This window comes from Microbulbifer sp. ABH2_005 (assembly GCF_056160005.1).
In genome coordinates this window covers 1,281,625-1,299,245 of record NZ_JBSWWI010000001.1, presented here as the reverse complement: position 1 = coordinate 1,299,245, position 17,621 = coordinate 1,281,625, and the positions used below count along the sequence as shown (strand labels likewise).

The 17,621-nt window shown below is 49.6% G+C and carries 16 protein-coding genes and 4 tRNA genes; 9 read left to right on the top strand and 11 right to left on the bottom strand.

The window, feature by feature from the left end; all coding sequences use genetic code 11:
• Positions 1 to 307 precede the first annotated feature (307 nt).
• The 4 genes from ACXAFI_RS05870 to ACXAFI_RS05855 all read left to right on the top strand — a co-directional run bounded on the left by ACXAFI_RS05870 (position 308) and on the right by ACXAFI_RS05855 (position 1,021).
• A tRNA-Val gene (locus ACXAFI_RS05870) sits at positions 308 to 383 on the top strand.
• Between the two features lie 48 nt (positions 384 to 431).
• Positions 432 to 508, top strand: a tRNA-Asp gene (locus ACXAFI_RS05865).
• Between the two features lie 312 nt (positions 509 to 820).
• A tRNA-Val gene (locus ACXAFI_RS05860) sits at positions 821 to 896 on the top strand.
• Between the two features lie 48 nt (positions 897 to 944).
• Positions 945 to 1,021 (top strand) — tRNA-Asp (locus ACXAFI_RS05855).
• Between the two features lie 112 nt (positions 1,022 to 1,133).
• Here ACXAFI_RS05855 and ACXAFI_RS05850 read toward each other — a convergent pair.
• Together ACXAFI_RS05850 and ACXAFI_RS05845 are read right to left on the bottom strand one after the other, a co-directional pair.
• Positions 1,134 to 1,592 (bottom strand): GFA family protein, encoded by a 459-nt coding sequence (locus ACXAFI_RS05850; protein ID WP_475108041.1) that lies wholly within the window; start codon positions 1,590 to 1,592, stop codon positions 1,134 to 1,136.
• 338 nt (positions 1,593 to 1,930) lie between these two features.
• Positions 1,931 to 2,821, bottom strand: coding sequence for a patatin-like phospholipase family protein (locus tag ACXAFI_RS05845; RefSeq protein WP_444919433.1), 891 nt, complete (start codon positions 2,819 to 2,821; stop codon positions 1,931 to 1,933).
• A gap of 182 nt (positions 2,822 to 3,003) precedes the next feature.
• Between ACXAFI_RS05845 and ACXAFI_RS05840 the strand changes: the two genes are divergently transcribed.
• The 3 genes from ACXAFI_RS05840 (at position 3,004) to ACXAFI_RS05830 (ending at position 4,946) form a co-directional block, all read left to right on the top strand.
• Complete coding sequence (locus tag ACXAFI_RS05840) at positions 3,004 to 3,501, top strand: PH domain-containing protein (RefSeq protein ID WP_475108040.1); 498 nt, start codon at positions 3,004 to 3,006, stop codon at positions 3,499 to 3,501.
• 113 nt (positions 3,502 to 3,614) lie between these two features.
• Positions 3,615 to 4,349, top strand: coding sequence for an esterase/lipase family protein (locus ACXAFI_RS05835; RefSeq protein WP_475108039.1), 735 nt, complete (start codon positions 3,615 to 3,617; stop codon positions 4,347 to 4,349).
• 135 nt (positions 4,350 to 4,484) lie between these two features.
• Positions 4,485 to 4,946, top strand: coding sequence for a GNAT family N-acetyltransferase (locus ACXAFI_RS05830; RefSeq protein ID WP_475108038.1), 462 nt, complete (start codon positions 4,485 to 4,487; stop codon positions 4,944 to 4,946).
• A gap of 18 nt (positions 4,947 to 4,964) precedes the next feature.
• Here ACXAFI_RS05830 and ACXAFI_RS05825 read toward each other — a convergent pair whose 3' ends face one another.
• From ACXAFI_RS05825 to ACXAFI_RS05800, 6 genes are all read right to left on the bottom strand, one after another.
• Positions 4,965 to 6,473 (bottom strand): PepSY-associated TM helix domain-containing protein, encoded by a 1,509-nt coding sequence (locus tag ACXAFI_RS05825; RefSeq protein ID WP_475108037.1) that lies wholly within the window; start codon positions 6,471 to 6,473, stop codon positions 4,965 to 4,967.
• A gap of 46 nt (positions 6,474 to 6,519) precedes the next feature.
• Positions 6,520 to 7,158, bottom strand: coding sequence for a hypothetical protein (locus ACXAFI_RS05820; protein ID WP_475108036.1), 639 nt, complete (start codon positions 7,156 to 7,158; stop codon positions 6,520 to 6,522).
• A 38-nt stretch (positions 7,159 to 7,196) separates the two neighbouring features.
• Positions 7,197 to 9,413 (bottom strand): TonB-dependent siderophore receptor, encoded by a 2,217-nt coding sequence (locus ACXAFI_RS05815; RefSeq protein WP_475108035.1) that lies wholly within the window; start codon positions 9,411 to 9,413, stop codon positions 7,197 to 7,199.
• Between the two features lie 437 nt (positions 9,414 to 9,850).
• Positions 9,851 to 11,425 (bottom strand): AbgT family transporter, encoded by a 1,575-nt coding sequence (locus tag ACXAFI_RS05810; RefSeq protein ID WP_475108034.1) that lies wholly within the window; start codon positions 11,423 to 11,425, stop codon positions 9,851 to 9,853.
• Between the two features lie 88 nt (positions 11,426 to 11,513).
• A complete protein-coding gene (locus ACXAFI_RS05805) occupies positions 11,514 to 12,524 on the bottom strand; it encodes a tryptophan--tRNA ligase (protein ID WP_475108033.1) in 1,011 nt (336 codons plus the stop codon).
• Positions 12,525 to 12,664: 140 nt separating this feature from the next.
• Positions 12,665 to 13,654: a helix-turn-helix domain-containing protein gene (locus tag ACXAFI_RS05800; RefSeq protein WP_475108032.1), complete on the bottom strand. Its 990-nt coding sequence runs from the start codon at positions 13,652 to 13,654 to the stop codon at positions 12,665 to 12,667.
• Between the two features lie 233 nt (positions 13,655 to 13,887).
• On the opposite strand from ACXAFI_RS05800, the gene ACXAFI_RS05795 reads away from it, so the two are divergent.
• Positions 13,888 to 14,571, top strand: coding sequence for a glutathione S-transferase family protein (locus tag ACXAFI_RS05795; protein WP_475108031.1), 684 nt, complete (start codon positions 13,888 to 13,890; stop codon positions 14,569 to 14,571).
• Positions 14,572 to 14,800: 229 nt separating this feature from the next.
• Positions 14,801 to 15,523 carry a 4'-phosphopantetheinyl transferase family protein gene (locus tag ACXAFI_RS05790; RefSeq protein ID WP_475108030.1) on the top strand — a complete coding sequence of 241 codons (723 nt, stop codon included), beginning with the start codon at positions 14,801 to 14,803 and terminating at the stop codon, positions 15,521 to 15,523.
• A 31-nt stretch (positions 15,524 to 15,554) separates the two neighbouring features.
• On the opposite strand, the gene ACXAFI_RS05785 is transcribed toward ACXAFI_RS05790, so the two are convergent.
• From ACXAFI_RS05785 to ACXAFI_RS05775, 3 genes are read right to left on the bottom strand one after another with little or no spacing between them, the layout of a single operon-like run.
• Complete coding sequence (locus tag ACXAFI_RS05785) at positions 15,555 to 16,073, bottom strand: MaoC family dehydratase (RefSeq protein ID WP_475108029.1); 519 nt, start codon at positions 16,071 to 16,073, stop codon at positions 15,555 to 15,557.
• A 25-nt stretch (positions 16,074 to 16,098) separates the two neighbouring features.
• The gene (locus ACXAFI_RS05780; protein ID WP_475108028.1) at positions 16,099 to 16,626 is read right to left on the bottom strand and encodes a MaoC family dehydratase; all 528 of its coding nucleotides are present in this window, start codon (positions 16,624 to 16,626) and stop codon (positions 16,099 to 16,101) included.
• A gap of 44 nt (positions 16,627 to 16,670) precedes the next feature.
• Entirely contained in the window at positions 16,671 to 17,519 is an 849-nt protein-coding gene (locus ACXAFI_RS05775; RefSeq protein ID WP_475108027.1) for an HpcH/HpaI aldolase/citrate lyase family protein, read from the bottom strand.
• Positions 17,520 to 17,621: the final 102 nt, after the last annotated feature.

Sequence of the window (17,621 nt, the reverse complement as noted above, 5' to 3'; positions counted from 1 at the left end):
TACAAATCTATAGTTATATGCTGATCTACGCCTATGTAGAGGTGTTGTACGGCTAATTATTTTTTGAGGACAATCCAATCTTATAAGTTTACCTCCCCCAGAAATAACTGGTGAAAATAGGCATCTCAGCTGGCAGCTTTTAGCCAAGCCCAAACCAAAATCGATCAAAAATCGATCAACTGCAATTGCTTTTTGCACCCCGATCAAAAACACCATCATTACCATTCATTGAAACATTCCTTTTGAATTTTCTTAAAAAGTGTTGACGCCATAAAGATTATCATTATGATACGCAGCTCCTGACACGGGGTGGTTAGCTCAGTTGGGAGAGCGACGGCCTTACAAGCCGTAGGTCACAGGTTCGACCCCTGTACCACCCACCACTTCTCTTACTCTTGCCCGGCAAGAGCAACAAAGAGAAGCAGGAATGCGGACCGGTAGTTCAGTTGGTTAGAATGCCGGCCTGTCACGCCGGAGGTCGCGGGTTCGAGTCCCGTCCGGTCCGCCATATACAAGAAAGCCCCGTTCGAAAGAACGGGGCTTTCTTGTATATAGATTTAAAGAATAATTACTCCGACCTATCTCTTGTCTTCTGCGCCCAATGCGCCCCCTACTACTCTCAGACTCTCTGTGTGCTGCTTAGGCACGGTTTGTTACAGGCTTATTCTCAAACTTCACCCTCAAAAGTATTGAAAGCTTGATTTCTTTAGATTACTTCGTCAAATCGTAGTCTATTTATACTACCCAAAAATTTTCTTTAAAATCTCCTAAGTTATTGACCTAGCTGAAAATATCATTATGATACGCAGCTCCTGACGAGGGGTGGTTAGCTCAGTTGGGAGAGCGACGGCCTTACAAGCCGTAGGTCACAGGTTCGACCCCTGTACCACCCACCACTTCTCTTACTCTTGCCCGGCAAGAGCAACAAAGAGAAGCAGGAATGCGGACCGGTAGTTCAGTTGGTTAGAATGCCGGCCTGTCACGCCGGAGGTCGCGGGTTCGAGTCCCGTCCGGTCCGCCATATACAAAAAAGCCCTGCTCGAAAGAGCGGGGCTTTTTTGTATATGCCTTTGTATGCGGCAATGATCAACTGACCAGAAGCAGTTAAATAATTTTTTGTAGTCCGCTCTGACTCAAGTTTCCAGAAGCTCACTCTCTTCTTTTTCAATTTCTTCGTGCAGCAGTCTGCTCAGCTCTTCCAGTTCCGGCATCTCCGAAAAGTGTTTGGCCTGACCACCAATCTCATCCCAATGCGCCTTGGAATCAACATACAAGTGAGCCATCACCTTACCTCGAAAATCACTATCGAGCAGGCCCGCAGGAACCCAGAAATGCGTGGTATTACTCATCAAGTGAGGAACAGAGCTGCCGCAGTGGCTGCAGAAATCGGAGCGGTAGCCGCTAGGTTTTCGATAGGAGGAGATTTTGTCCAGCCCCCGCACCCAGCGAAACTGATCGCGGCCAATAAACATGGCGGCATCAGATGCGGAACCACTCAGCTTGCGGCAGAGTGAACAGTGGCATTGATATAGGCCGGGTAGTGGCTCATCCAACTGAAACTCAACAGCGCCACAAAGGCACTTTCCATTCATACTGTCCTCCTTCCCTTATCTTTGTTATTCAAAAATTTGTGTGAAATTGGATTGAAACCCAACCCCTTCGCAATCCTGCAACTCAAAGGCTCACAACAAGAGTGAGTGAGCTCTAACAATCCCACCTGGCAGGTTTGGCGGTAAGAATGGGCATTATGGAATTTTTAAAGGTTCCTTAGGGTAGCAACATTATCCACCCCCCACACAAGCCTCCTACAGGCTAGGGAGGAAGTAAATGCCAATTATCGGGATTTTCCCTACACCCATGGGCCGACCATGCTTCCGATTTCATAAGCTCCATCTTCTAGTGGAATGTTACCCGGTGAGTCACCAACTCCCTACGAGCTCCCGGGCTTTGTTGAAGCCGCCTCATCCACCGGATCACTCAGAAACCGCCTGCCAAGCTCGCCCCCAATCTCATAGCCCCTCTCAAGCAACCCAATCTCCTGGGTAAAGCGCTTTACCGGGAAGTCTGCTGGAGGTGCAATCACCGATACCCGACAGTCCGAGGGTGGCGCCGTGATAAAGTCCAAGGCACGGTTATAGCGCTCTCCACGCTCCAGGACTGCCTCAAACAGGCGGGCGTGGTCGTGGAAAAACTGCTTGATAAACCGTGGCGCGGAACCCACGGGCTTCCTATAGCCCAGAGGACGCGAAAGAATCACAGTAATATCCCGCGCCCCCTGTTCATAAGCCCGAATAACCGGAATTGAGTCCGCCAGGCCACCATCGGTCATGGGCTCTCCGGCCACTGGCGGAAACTCTCGGTAAGCCATGGGGATTGCACAGGATGCAGGGAATACCTCATGCATATTCTCGGGAGTCACGCACACATAGTGGGGCTGCCCGCTGGTGATGCTGGTTGTCACCGCATAGAGGGGAACGCCATTTTTCGTATAGCGCTCAATACTTAAGGGCACATCATTATAGGAGGCGTGCCACAGCCAGTTGATATCGCAAAAATGCCCTCCCCTTAGATAGCGCCGCCAATCAATGAAGTCTGCACGCGTTGCATGATCTAGCAAAATCTGGCGGCTGCGACCATGGTCACCCGCCAGGTAGCCAATCAGGTTAGTGGACCCTGCTGAAACGCCAATAGCAAAGTCAAAGGGGCAGAAATCCTTCTCGATAAAGGCGTCTAAGACTCCCGCTGCGAAAATGCCACGCATAGCGCCGCCCTCTACAACCAGGGCAGATTTCCGGTTTAGCTCTTCAATCCCGCTTGTCATCGTTAATCCGTTATTGAAATCAATATTGTTCAAAGACTACTTTCTAAAAACTATGCCTTGTTCGACTTGGTCAGCTTTCCTTTAGGCTAATCACCGATAAATTGGACAGTGGTTTTGCCAAGCCGATTCCATCAGCACTATGATTGAGCCATTCAGACTGTTCACTGCCTATTGAGTAATTTATGCCTCTTGTTGTTTTTCAAGCCCCCTGGAGCCGCCAACTAAAAATTATCAGCTTGTTGAGCGCTGCTCTGCTTCTGGCGATACCGTTTATCCTGATAGGAAAGTCCCAGCAGAGCCCCTCTCTCCTCTATAGCATTGCCATTGCTCTACCACCGATCATTTTGCTGCTGGGCGCCGCATTTGCTATCCGCGGCTACAGCTTGGTAAACAACAACCTGCAAATACTGAGGCCCGGCTGGAAAACCTCTATCTCCCTGGAAGGACTGAAAGAGGTCAAAGTCGACCCTAAAGCTATGCAAGGATCGGTCCGTATCTTTGGCAATTCAGGTCTCTTTGGCTACATCGGCCTTTTTCAAAACCAACAACTAGGCCGTTACCGGGCCTTCGTTACAGACCAAGAGAAGGCCCTGGTTTTGTATTTCCCCGGCAAAACCCTGGTAATCACCCCGGATAAACCCGAGCGCATGGCTGAAATGCTGCGCCAACACATCAGATAATAAGCGGCGGTAAACTCCCTATCATGACCACCCTCCTCCTCAGCTGACGCCTTGGTTTTTTACAGGCCTAGCCGCATACTGCAGTCGCCAGAGTCACTATTGAAAGAGCATCAATGAAGAAACTTGTTCTCACCCTGTCGCTATACCTTGGGCCAATATTCCTGGCCGCCTTGTCAGTAAATGCCCACTCTGGCTGCGTGATATTGCTGCATGGCCTCGCCAAGTCAGATGGCTCCATGGCCAAGTTAGAGCAAGCCATCAGCGCCGCCGGCTACAAAACCGTCAATGTGGATTATCCCTCCACCCGCTTTCCCATTGAGGAACTGGCCGGTAGGGCCATAGCTCCAGCACTAGACAGATGCGCTGGCCACGGAGAAATCAATTTCGTCACCCACTCCATGGGGGGCATATTGGTTCGCCAATATTTGAGCCGGGTAGAGGTTGAGAACCTCAATCGCGTGGTTATGTTGGGCCCACCCAATAAAGGTAGTGAAGTGGTGGACAAGCTCGGCAATTTCCCAGGGTTTGAATTTGCCTTTGGAGATGCGGGCCTGCAACTGGGCACCGGGGAGTTGAGTATCCCCAATAAATTAGGCAAGGCGAATTTTGATGTGGGTATCATCGCGGGCACTCGTAGTATCAACCTGATACTGTCGCGACTGATTCCAGAAACCGATGACGGCAAGGTCTCGGTTTCCAGCACCAAGCTGGAAGGGATGAATGATCACTTGGAAATGCCGGTAACCCATGTCTTTATGATGAAGGATAAAAAAGTCATCGCCCAGGTACTGCATTATCTCGAGCACGGCTCCTTTGAAAGAAGCACCCAGGTAGCTCCTGCCAACTAAACAACGCACACCAACCACTGGGCTTTTGTGAAAGATCGAGGGCCCACTCCATTCCAGCTTTTTTTACCCCTCAAGTCGGTTTAACATCCAGGCTACCCCTTACAAAATCACCTATAAAAACACAGGTAATATACAGTGCAGTGGCAGTGGTGTAGCTTTCAACAACTCTCTATCGATCAACTTTATGAAATCTTGCGGGCACGCCAGGAGGTTTTTACGGTAGAGCAGGATTGCCCTTATCAAGATGCCGACGGCAAAGATCAAGAAGCCTGGCACCTAATCTGCTGGGACAAGGAGAGCCAATCGCCCCAATTGATGGCTTACCTACGCGTAGTATTTCCAGGCAAAAAATATCCCGAGCCCTCAATAGGTCGCGTGCTTACCGCAGAGTCCAGCCGAGGTACGGGATTGGGCAGAGAACTGATCCGCCGCGCGGTTAAACAAACCCAGGCGGAGTATCCAGGTTCGGGGATTCGCATTTCCGCCCAGGAGCACCTGCGCAGGTTTTATGGAGAGTTTGGATTTGAGCAGGTATCCGCCCCCTACGACGAAGACGGTATACCCCATATAGAGATGTTGCGCCCGGCATCGGAATAGATACCGGACAATGCCAGCTTAGTTACTTCCAACTGGCCGACCAACGGTGGAAGCAAAAGCGCCATCCCGGTGGCGCACCCAGGTATACAGGCAGGAGGCAGCGATACCCGCAGCAATCAACAGCCACACCGCATTGGCAACCAGTGAGGCTCTCACAAAGGAATCCGCCCCATACAGGGAAGTGTGAACCACTACTGCCAGAATACAGGCTGCAATGGTTGCTCCACGGAGCGACATAGACCAACCGGCAACAGTCCCCACAAAAGCAGCTATCACACTCAAAACAACTGTGGTCAGCCAGAATACCTGGGCGGCAGGTATGGCAAAGGCCAGGTAAGTCACAGCACTCAATGCAATGGCAAAAGGAATTCCCCAGACCTGAGCCATCCAAATACGCTCAAGGCGCACTGCCGGCTGCCCCCGCTGGCGCTTGCGCACCAACCAGATATTAATTCCCGAAACCACCAGCACACACATGCCAATCCCCAGCAAGAAATAGGCAATTTTTACTGGGAAACCCGAAAAATGCCCAAAGTGCAGACGGAATGTGGAGAGGTATACCTGCTTGGCGGCATCCCCTTCAGACCACCCCTCTTTTTCTATCAGGCTGCCATCCCCATTAAAGTGGTAACGCTCTCCCCAAACCAGCTTTTCGGGAACCCGCGTCCATACCTCCACTACCTGCCCCTCACGTCCAGGGAAGGCAACCTCAAGCTTAGTGCGCTCCTCACCCGGTGCGATCTGCTCCATTTGAGCAAGAATCGCGGCAAAATCCGGGAGCGGTACCTGGGCGGCATTCTCTTCCATTACCGGATGCTCGCGATACAAAATATGCTCAACCCTCTCTGTATCCCCAGCAAAGAAAACACCGGCAATAGCAAAGGCCGCCACCTGAGAAAGGCCGATAAAAGCACCGGTAATAGCGATCGCCAAGTGAAAAGGTGCTGCCCAGACACCCAGCCGGTTGTGCAAGTCCACCTGCTGCAAACGCTTGGAGCCCGCCAGGCGCAAAGAGAAAGCATCCTTAATGATCTTCGGATGCGCCAATAATCCAGAAATAATCAGTGCGGTCATCAATACACCGATCAAGCCTACAAGAGGAACCCCAAGCCCTAAGGGCAGATTTAATGCAAAATGCAAATAAGCAAGGAAGTGCGTCCACTCGTGCTCTACCTCACCCAGTAGAGAACCGTCCTCGGCGACATAGCGCTCGATATCCCCCACTTCCACGGTCAACCTGGGCATATCTGTATTGGGAATGGTAAATTTTACCGATTCAAATTCTTCGTTCTGCTCTTTCGCCAGGGCAACAGCCTGCTCGGTGGCAAGCTGGTATACAGTGGGGCTGACATCGAGGTTTTCCAGCTCTGAAGCCTGCTCCCAGCGCTCAAATTCGTTGTAAAAAACGGCAAGCGTTCCACTGACACAAACGATATAGAGCAGAGTGGAGATGGCCAGACCAAGAACCGAATGTCCATCCGTCATATCGCGCACAAAGGCGGGAGTTGGCTTTAGGGAAAATTTCACGTTGAATTCCTAGTGAGGTCTCTTTGATCTCAAAATCATTATTAGCTTACGCCGCTGGCATTACGGCAAAGCCACTCGCCAGTGAAAAAACCACTAGCGCCGCGCTGGGGCGCAGCAGCTTCTTATCCGCACTACACCAAACCATTGCCAGAGTCCAAACAGTAACGGCAACAAAGGCCGCCCCCACAAGACGGGCACTCTCACCAAAACCGGTAAAGTTAAAATAAAGAAGTGCAGCCAATAGACCACTGGCTGTTGGTAATAATGCGATAGCCAGGAAACGTAAAACGCCTCGCAGCCATAATTGCCACAAGGCCTCCTTCGGTGCCGCTCCACCCGACCTCTGTTTTTCCTGCCTGGGGGGACCGCTTGGCCAATCGCCTTTTAAGGCAAGCAAGGTCAGGGCGGCCAGCATGACCAGGAGTGTGGCAATACTCACACCATACTCCACCCCCACTACTGCACTCCAGGCGAATGCCGATAACAACAACAGACCCCAACCCATCCAACGACGCAGCGGTTGAGAGCCGCTACGTAGCCAGGCTGAGTAGAGACCAAAAATACCGGCAATGGCAAAAACAGTGGCCAGTCCGGCAATGAGGTAGAAGGAACTTGGCATAAAGATCACACCGGGAGATTTAGGCTCCCGCCCGATGGTGAAACGCAAAAAAGGGAGTTTGCCCACAGACTCCCCCTGCGGACAAACTCCCAGTCTACTCTAACTTAGAAAGTGTAACGTGCCTCAGCAGTCACGTAACGACGCTCGCCGTAGAAGCAATCACCACGGCTCAAACAAGAGGTGGTATGAACCTCATCGGTCAGGTTTTTCACATTCAGCTGAAATTTCCAGCTTTCCAGGGTGTAACCGATGGTTGCGTCATATAAGGTGTAAGATGGATTCTCTGTGGGGAAATCCGCAAAAACATAATCGTAATAAGCAGCATTTTTAGAATCAAAAACTACCAAGGCTGCATGAACGTTATCAATACCGGTATAACTCTCACCAACATGGCGAGCACCTAGCCCAACACTTAGACCAGAAACCCATTCACTAAAGTCATAGTTGCCCCAGAGAGAGAATTGCTCCTCAGGGACAGTCTCGATTTCACTGCCAACTTCAAATGGATTGCTACTTTCTAGCACTTCTGTGTCTATTTGGCTGTAATTCGCCACTAACGTCAAATTACCCCACTGCCCACTGGCCTCAAGCTCAAACCCATCAATCTGCGCCTCACCGATTTGCCGGAAAGATCCATCGAGACCGTAAGTTAAGCGATTTTTCTGCTTAATCTCAAAAGCAGAAGCAGTCATCAGGATATTAGTACCTTCTGGCTGGTATTTAATACCGGCTTCAACTTGCTCCCCTTTAACAGGCTCGTAGGTACCGCCCAGGCTATTCGGATCTGCTAAGACAGCCTCAAAAGATTCTGAATAGCTAATATAAGGAGATACACCACTATCAAAGGCATACATTAAGCCAAATCTTTTAGTGACTTCCGTCTCTCTCTGCTTGCCACTTACATTTTTAGCAACATTACTTTGTGTTCTTGAAGACAATCTATCTTCACGCAAGCCCAAATTAAAAATAAGGCTGCCAAGGCTAACTTGATCTTGGAGGTAAATACCTACTTGCTCAGCATTGACATCGGTATTCTCTCTATCCCGCTCTTCCAGCCCCTCTGGCACATAACCATAAGCCGGATCAAAAATATCAACGACACCACCGAGGCCACGCACTCTCAAAATACTGTTATCGATTTCTGCATTCTGGCTATCAATCCCAGCAGTGATCTGATGCTCTAAAGAGCCTGTAGTCAGCTCGCCTGACAAGCGCAGGTCAAAAATCAAAAGATCGCTTTTCGCGTCTTTCATATAGACCGTCCGCGATACTTGACGGAGATCTTTTTGTAAGCGCAGTTCACGACTGTAATCAGCATACATCGAGTTGTAGTCGACATCCCCTTTTGAATAACGAAGGCCTGCATTGATGCCCCAGCTATCATTTAAGCGATGATCAACCCACAAGCTATAAGCAGTTTGTTCCGTGTCGTACTTATCCCAACCTGGCTCACTAATAAAGGTATCGGTCGGGATTTCACCGTTTACGTTATCAACAATGGTGCCACCCCAGGGCAGGAAGGCCGCAGTGGTACCTGTGTTTTCTTCTTGATGGTTCACCAAGAAAGTAATTTCGGTATCCGCACTGGGACGCCAGGAAATGGAAGGCATAAACAGAATGCTGTCGTCATCGACATGATCAACCTGAGCATCGGCATCTCGGGCGTAACCCGTCACGCGATAGAGCCACTCGCCATTACTATCCAAGGCCCCGGTAACATCGCCAGCAATTACTTTGCGATCATAGTCACCGCCCTGCACCATCAGCTCACCACCAAACTCCTCTTTGGGACGCTTGGAAACGAGGTTCACGATACCTCCAGTAGAACCTTGCCCATAGAGAACGGAAGAAGGCCCCTTGAGGATTTCAACACGTTCGAAGGCATAGAGGTTTGCACGTGAGCCGGTATAGCTACCGAAGGTTGTTTTTAGTCCATCGACAAACATGACTGGGTCAACTGCACGCACAGTAGACCAATCGCCACGAGCATCAACTCCAAACAAGCCGCCATTCACACCGGCAGAATATTGCAAGATATCTTGCACAGTCTTAGAGCCAGTAACATCAAAGAAATCCTTATCGCGCAGTGAGATTGAGAACGGCGTCTCGTCCACCGGGATATCCAACTTACCAATAGAGGTCTGGCGATCCAGGTTGAGCTCGCCGGTTACGTTAACCTCTTCGAGAACTTCATTTTTATCTTCGGCAGCAAAAGCTGCAGAGCTGCCTGCGGCAACAGCCAGCGCCAGCAGAGAACGGCTAAGGCCGGAGATAACCGGAGAGGAGTTTTGACGTGAACCTTGGAAACGAGCGGTGCCCATGGGGATCCCTCAACAATCATTGGAAGTTTTTCTTGTCGCAGCAACCGCTGCCAACATTTAATGAGGCGGATCTTAATAGGAATCGTTATCACTTACAACATTATTAGAACATTTTTTTACTAATGCAACTCACCAAATAGCCAAGGGCATGTAAACGAACAGGCCTAAACCAGGGCTACAAACGTAACTGGCGCAGTAAAAGAGATATGCAGAGGGCCCCAGGCCCGATGGAGCTGATTCATACAGGCAGTCAGTAAAAAGCTGAAATTAGCCAATATTTTTATACTTAGGCGAGGACTTATAACGCAAGCTTGAAGGGATCCGGTCAATTTTTAACCGGATCTTGAGGAAAGATGAGACGCCCCGAGTCTCGGGCACCTCTGAAGGTAAAATAATTTTATGCTCCAGCGCGAATTAAACCTCACCGGAGCCAACTGCTAAGGCGTCGGATAGGTATAGCTCGCCTGCAAACCCAGAGGCATACCCAGGTTCCAGTAAAGGACGAGGAACAGGGTCCAGCAGATCAGGAATACCACCGAGTAAGGCAGCATGATAGATACCAGAGTACCTATACCCGTACTCTTCACATAGCGCTGACAGTAGACAACCACCAATGGGAAGTAAGGCATCAATGGAGTGATGATGTTGGTAGAGGAATCACCAACTCGGTAGGCCGCCTGGGTCAGGTCTGGGGAGAATCCAATCTGCATCAACATAGGCACAAAAATCGGAGAGAGCAGCGCCCACTTGGCAGAGGCAGACCCCACAAACAGGTTGATGAACGCCACCAGTACAATGATCCCCATTAGGGTGATCGGGCCCGGTAGGTTCATAGCCGCCAGCAAACCACCCCCCTCTATCGACAACAGGGTGCCAAGGCCGGAGCGGGCAAACTCGGAAATAAACAGCGCGCAGAAAAAGGCCATCACGATGTAATACGCCATGGAACCCATGGTCTTAGACATCGCATCGATTACGTCCTTACTCTTTTTAAAGGTCCCCGCCGCAAAGCCAAATACCACACCAGGAATAATAAACAGCAGGAAGATCAGCGGCACAATAGACTTCATCACCGGTGCAGCAAAGGAGGCAAGCTGCCCCTGGGAATCGCGCAGTGCGGAGGTCTCCGGCAACATCCAGGCGATAAGGCCGACGATACCGGCGACCATTACGGTAACCGCAAGGTACATGGCCTTCTTCTCGCGGGCTCCCAGCTCCTGCATTACCGGCATATCTTCTTTATCGCCATCGATGGCAACATTCTTCAGGCGGGGCTCAATCACCTTATCGGTCAGCCACCAGCCCAACATGGTGACCACCAGGCAGGACGCCGAGGTGAAGAACCAATTGTTCAGTGGATTGACCTGAATATCCGGATCAACAATCTGCGCCGCAGTTTGGGTAAACCCCTGAAGCAAGGGATCAATTGCCGAGGGTACAAAGTTCGCCGAGAAACCGCCCGAGACACCGGCAAAGGCGGCGGCAATACCCGCCAGCGGGTGACGACCGGCCGCATAGAAAATCACACCACCCAAGGGGATCACCAGTACATAACCGGCATCTACTGCGGTGTGACTGACAATCGCCACCAGAATCAACATGGGGGTAAGCAGCATCTGTGGCGTTACCGCCAACAGTTTTTTCAGGACTGCATTGATAAAGCCACTCTGTTCCGCGACACCCACACCCAACATAGCCACCAACACTACGCCGAGAGGCGCAAAGCCGGTAAAGGTGGTCACCATACTGGAGAGGAAGCGGGCCAGCTCACTACTGGAAAGAAGGTTGGTTACCTGAATTGCTTCCCCCGTGGCTGGATGCAAAGTATCGAAGCTCACACCAGATAGCAGCCAGGACAGCACCCAGATGGCCACCATCAATACCAGGAAGAGTACGGCTGGGTCGGGTAGCTTGTTACCTACTACCTCAATAAAATTCAGTGCCCGGTTGATCCAACCATCTTTGTTATTGGCATTATCGCCCCCTGCGGGGCTTGCCTGAACGTTTTCCATATCGAAACCTGTACTTTCGTTATTTGTTATTAGAGTGAAAGGCGTGGGAAGAACCTTTTAACAGTAACTTCCCACGTTGTAAAAATGGCTACTGGCCAATCTTGCGAATACCCACTGCGTGACGCAACTTCTCGATAAACGGTGCCGAGTAGGCACGGGCCTTGGCTGCACCCTTCTCCAACTCCTCTTCAATTTGGGAGGGATTCTCTAGCAGAGTGTTATAGCGTTCGCGCGCCTCACCAATCTGGCCATTGACCAGCTCGAATAGCTGCTTCTTGGCCTCGCCCCAGGCGATACCCTCTTCGAACGCCTTGCGCATTTCTGCGGTCTGCTCCTGGGTAGCAAAGGCCTGCCAAATTTGGAAAACCGTAGAAGTATCTGGGTCTTTAGGCTCGCCCGGCTCCAGGAGGTTGGTCTTGATCTTATTAATATGCTTTTTCAGCTTTTTCTCTGGCAGGAATAAGGGGATGGTATTGCCATAGCTCTTGCTCATTTTGCGACCATCCAGCCCCTGCAGCACCGCCACATGGTCGTCCACTACCGCCTCTGGCAGGGCAAAATGCTCGCCATAGTGGTGGTTGAAGCGCTGTGCGATATCACGGGCCATCTCAATATGCTGCACCTGGTCCTTACCCACTGGCACCTTATTGGCATTGAACATGAGGATGTCCGCAGCCATCAGGATCGGGTAGCTATAGAGTCCCATGGTGACGCCAAAATCAGAATCCTCACCATCTGCACGATTGGCGTCCACGGCGGCCTTATAAGCATGGGCACGATTCATCAAGCCTTTGCCGGTCATGCAGGTGAGTAGCCAGGTCAGCTCGGGGATTTCATGAATATCGGATTGACGATAGAAAACCACATTGTCAGTGTTGAGGCCCAGGGCCAGCCAGGTCGCAGCAATTTCCAGGGTGGATTGATGTACCTGTTCCGGGTCCTGGCACTTGATCAACGCGTGGTAATCCGCCAGGAAATAAAAAGACTGATTGTTCTCATCCTGGCTTGCCGCGATAGCCGGGCGGATCGCACCAACATAGTTACCCAGGTGGGGAGTACCGGTGGTCGTGATACCGGTCAATACGCGCTGTTTGCTCATAAATCCTTCGTTTTCCGTACTGAGTTCAGGCAATAAAGGAAGAATCATAACCTGTTCGCGCCTGGGGTTGTATCAGCCGAGGGCATCCACTTCCAGACCTTTGCCCGCCTCTCTAGTGCTCCACCTGTGGTCCGCGTGGCTCAGTTGCTATCTACAGAGGGACCAGCTCCACTAGAAAACTGCCTGCGATACTGACTGGGAGAGATCCCAAAGGTTCTGCGAAAGTGGTGGCGCAGAGTGGTGCTACTCTCAAAACCCGCCATGTGGGCAGCACCATCGACTGTCAGCTCGCCAGATTCCAGTGATTTCTGTACCACCCGCAAACGCTGCTGGATCAGCCACTCCTTTGGTGAGGTCCCCATTGATTGGCGAAACTTTCGATCAAAACTGCGGCGGGAAAGATGCGCCTGGTTGGCCCAATCATCCACCGTAAATGACCCCTGCAGATTGGCCAGAGCCCAGTCTAGCGCACCGGCAAAGTAATCCGGTCGCTTGGCCACCGGGGCCTCAATAAATTGAGCCTGTCCCCCCTGCCGGTGAGGGGCCATTACCAAGCGCCTGGCTATTGCGTTAGCCAATTCAAAACCATAGGTGCGCCGCAGAAACTCGATACCCAGATCAATAGCCGCAGAACTGCCGGCTGCGCAAGCCAATTGACCATGCCAAACGTAGAGCACATCGCCCACATACTCCACGCTCGGGAAACGCTGCCGAAAAGACTCCGCATAGCGCCAGTGCGTTGTGGCCTTTCTACCCGCCAGCAGACCGAGTTCCGCGGGAAGAAAAGCACCGGAGCAAAAGGTCAGGATTTGGCGCCCAGCCGCGGCAAACTCTGTAACCGCTCGGTGAGCGCGCGCCACATAGGCATCTATTGGGAGCGACACTGTCGGCCAGTTGGGAATCACAAGCAGATCAAATTCCATCAAACTATTTACCTGACGGCACTGCAGTGCAAGCCCCCCACTCGTTGCAGGGGCGGCCTCAGCAAAAGTAACCACCTCACCACTATAGAGCTCTTCTGTCTCAGGGCGGCTTAGGCAGAACAGCTCTGTAGCACACCCCAATTCAAACAGTGCAACTTGGCTGTGCGCCAATATGGCTACACGCATAGCTTCCTGCTTTATTGTCATAGGGTTATCCAATTCGTACCGCATCCAGCAAACGGCAAAGAAAATCGTGAATGGCGTAAAGTTAGCGTTTATTGGCTTTCAAGCCAATCGCTATAGAAAGCAATTGCGAGCAAACTATTGTTCAGGCAGTGAAATTGGGAGGATATTCTCTAGATAGGTATCTAACCTAAACTCACTGATCTTTTAAGTACTCATAAGCACTCAGCACCGGAAAATACCTATAGAGAAAGCCTATGTATCAATTATTTATTGGAAATAAAAACTATTCTTCCTGGTCTCTCAGACCCTGGTTATTAATGCACCACCTGGAAATACCGTTTAACGAAAAACTGGTTACTTTTGAGGAAGGCGGCAGCTGGGAAAAGTTTCACAGTTTCTCACCAAGCGGACAGGTGCCCTGCCTGAAAACGGAAGAAACCACGATTTGGGACTCTCTGGCGATCTCCGAATATATCGCTGAAGACTTCCCTCAAGTCTGGGCTAGCGATCGAATAACCCGGGCCTGGTCTCGTAGTGCTTCGGCAGAAATGCACTCTGGTTTTTCCGCCCTGAGAAATATCTGCCCAATGAATTGCGGCCTGAAAGTAGAATTGTATGAAGTCTCAGCTCCCCTACAAAAAGATATTCATCGGATTGACGAGCTCTGGACTGAAGGACTTCAGAAATTTGGAGGCCCATTTCTCGCAGGGAAAGAATTCACTGCAGTCGATGCATTCTTCGCTCCAGTTACAATAAGGGCTGAAAATTACAACTTACCCTTCAGCGAAGACGCAAAGCAATATATTAAATTGATTCACAGCCTTCCCTCGATGCAAAAATGGATAGCCGATGCCATCAAGGAGCCATGGAGAGAGTCAGCCCATGAGGAGGAGGTACGGAGCTCTGGAACGATAGTAACGGATTTGCGCCAACAATAAATGATAACGGCTCACTATATTAGAAACCTTTATTCTTGGCATGAAACCACTGCATTAAGCACTACAATTCGATACCCAGTCTGACAACCCCGGTGCAGCAAAGTAAAGCTGCGCCGGCAATTGCTCTATGGCAGAATATCCTCTAGAAAAAATAGCCTTTAGAGCTTCCCCTTAAGAACTTCTCCCTTAAAACAAGTAAAGACAGTAACTGCTAGCACTTAAGACCATAATGTTACAAACAAAGCAAGATGCACCGTTAAACAATACACCTGGATTTATAACAGGCACCCAACCTATAGAATTCTTCGAATTTTCAGGCCTGATACTAGAATGCCAGTTCAGCCAGGAAAGCTATCAGGACAGCCTGTTCACCACACTCGCCATCCATTTTCCAGATAAAATCACTAAGGCTTGCCAAAAGCGTAAATCCGAGTTTTTAGCGGGCAGATATTGTGCACATCTTGCGCTCCAGCAATTTGGACATATTGAGACACATGTACCCATTGGCCCCAATCGAAGCCCCCAATGGCCAACAGATACACCAGGCTCTATTACTCACACCCATGACCTTGCCATTTGTGCACTCAACGATAAGCCCAAAGCTATTGGTATTGATTACGAGCCCACAATATCCACAGAAACTGCGAGAGAAATAAAAAACCTTATCGTTAATCAAGCAGAAGAAACTCGCCTCTCTCAAACAGGTTTACCACTTGAGCAATGGCTGACTATTGCTTTCTCCCTCAAAGAGAGTTTATTTAAGGCCCTCTATCCCACAGTCAAACAATACTTCGATTTTCTCGATGCAGAGATTCAAGATATCGACTGCAAAAACAAAAAAATAGCATTAACATTAAATCGTGATTTATGCCCCGAGGCCATAAAAGGCCAGCGATTTTTGGGGGCCTACAATTCCCACAGAGAAGGTTTTATTACACTGCTTGTATGTTAAAGGTTTCTAAAGCTATTCCTGCCTGTGAAAGTTAATATCCGGCTTTCTCATAAGGCCCGAGGTTTCGACGATAAACCAAGAGCTTCCGTTCAAAGGAGCAGACACAAGCTCCGTCTTGATTGAGAGCCTGGGAGCTAATATGTAAAAGCCCCTGATCCGGGCGCGACTTGGACTTTCGCTTACCCAGAATTTCTGATTCCAAATACAGAGTATCTCCCGCGTAAACAGCTTTAACTTTACATTCTGTCATACTCAGGTTGGCCACCACCTTACCGAAGGTACGGGTTGTTAATGCCATTGCGCTCAGCACAAAAGTCTCTGGCACTCTTACCCGATCACCATAAACTCTACGTGCATAGCGTTGGTCCGCATATCCAGGACTCAAGTCGAAAGAGTGGCGCGCATAATTTAAACAGCTGGCTTCAGAGAAAGTATGACCCGGACGATGCTCAAATATCTGCCCTGCTTCAAAGTCCTCATAGTCGACACCACAGGTTTCGATATAGGTATTTGGCTCAACTTCCCTTAGGAAATGTAAGGAATCCTTCACAGACCTCTCCCACTTGCAATAGAAGCTAATAGTTTTTTGCTGAAAATGGCAGATGATCTCGCTTGTAAATCAGCATGCTAGATCGCATCTCACAAGTTATTTGTTGATCTTGATTAGTGCTACGAAGTGCAACCTCAATCAAACCGGATTCTGAATCCTTCAAATTTGCACCAACAAACAGCACTTCAGTCTCTACATACAAAGTGTCCCCACCAAACACAGGGGCCAACATATCTATACTGCTCCACTCCACTATACGTTTGCGACGATAATAAGTTTTCCAGGTCAGCCCCATTAAGCGTTGAATAATCAAGGTGGTATCGACAAGAGGACGCTTAAATTCTGTCTGTTTGGCGTAATGCGCATCGAAATGGATCATCGCCTGATTAAACGTATTAATACACTCTTCCACATTATCCTGCTGACTAATTGTTACACCTGGTCGATGGCGAAAAACCTGACCCACTTTGAAATCTTCAAAATCCAGTCCATAACGCTCACGGTAGCGATTATTGCCAAGCTGAATATAAGCGGGAAAACAAAACCGATCCATAGAACCCTCTTGAGGTTTTTATACAATCAAATGCTCAAAAACTACTACTTTTCGATGGGAGAGACTAATTTTAGGGCTCGCTCTATCACTGGGAAATCCACCATACGCCCATCAACCACCAATACCCTACTGGGATTTGCTTTAAAGGCCTGAACTATTTTAAGAGCACTCTGTAAAGATTCTTCTGTAGGGGAAAATCCTTGATGAATTGGAGCAATCTGCCTTGGGTTTAAAGCCACTTTTCCGCTAAACCCCAAAGCGGCTACACACTGAGTCTCACGCAATAATTCCTCAGTGTCTTCCAAATCAAAACATGGGCCATCTATCGCGCCGATATTTCCGTAGGTTGCCGCCTGCAGAATACGGCTCCTGGCATAGAACAAAGAGTCCCAACTCATATCAGCACCAATTTCTGTGCAGAAACCTACGGAACCAAAAGCAATAGCCAATACATTCTTAGAAGCAGCTATTTTTCTAGTATTTTGCAGACCTTTAGCCGTTTCAATTAGGGGTAACAAATCAATTGATTGTTCGACTGGCTTAATTAATTGATTTAACCAGGCTATCTCCTCAGCAGACTCCACCTTAGGGAGCAGAATAATATCGGGCTTTGATACCTGCTCCAGTAATAACAACACATCCCTGAGGCCCGATTCAGAGCTCAGTGGATTAATCTTCAATACCCGCAGACCGTCAAAGGACGTGAAAAGATTCCTTACATTCTGCCAGGCAGCTTCTTTGATCCCCGGTGTGATGGCATCATCCAAATCCACACAAGCTATATCCGCGCCACCAGCAACTGCTTTCCGATACCAACTGGGGCGAGCGGCAGGCACAAATAAAATACTGCGACAATGAAGTTTATTCTTTAAGTGCATGGCATTAATCTTCACCTGTCGGGCTTTTACTCCCTTACCACTTCCATATCCATGCATAGTAGCAGCCAGTTACACCCCTAAATAAAGGGATTGAATTAAAAATGCTATTAATGCCCC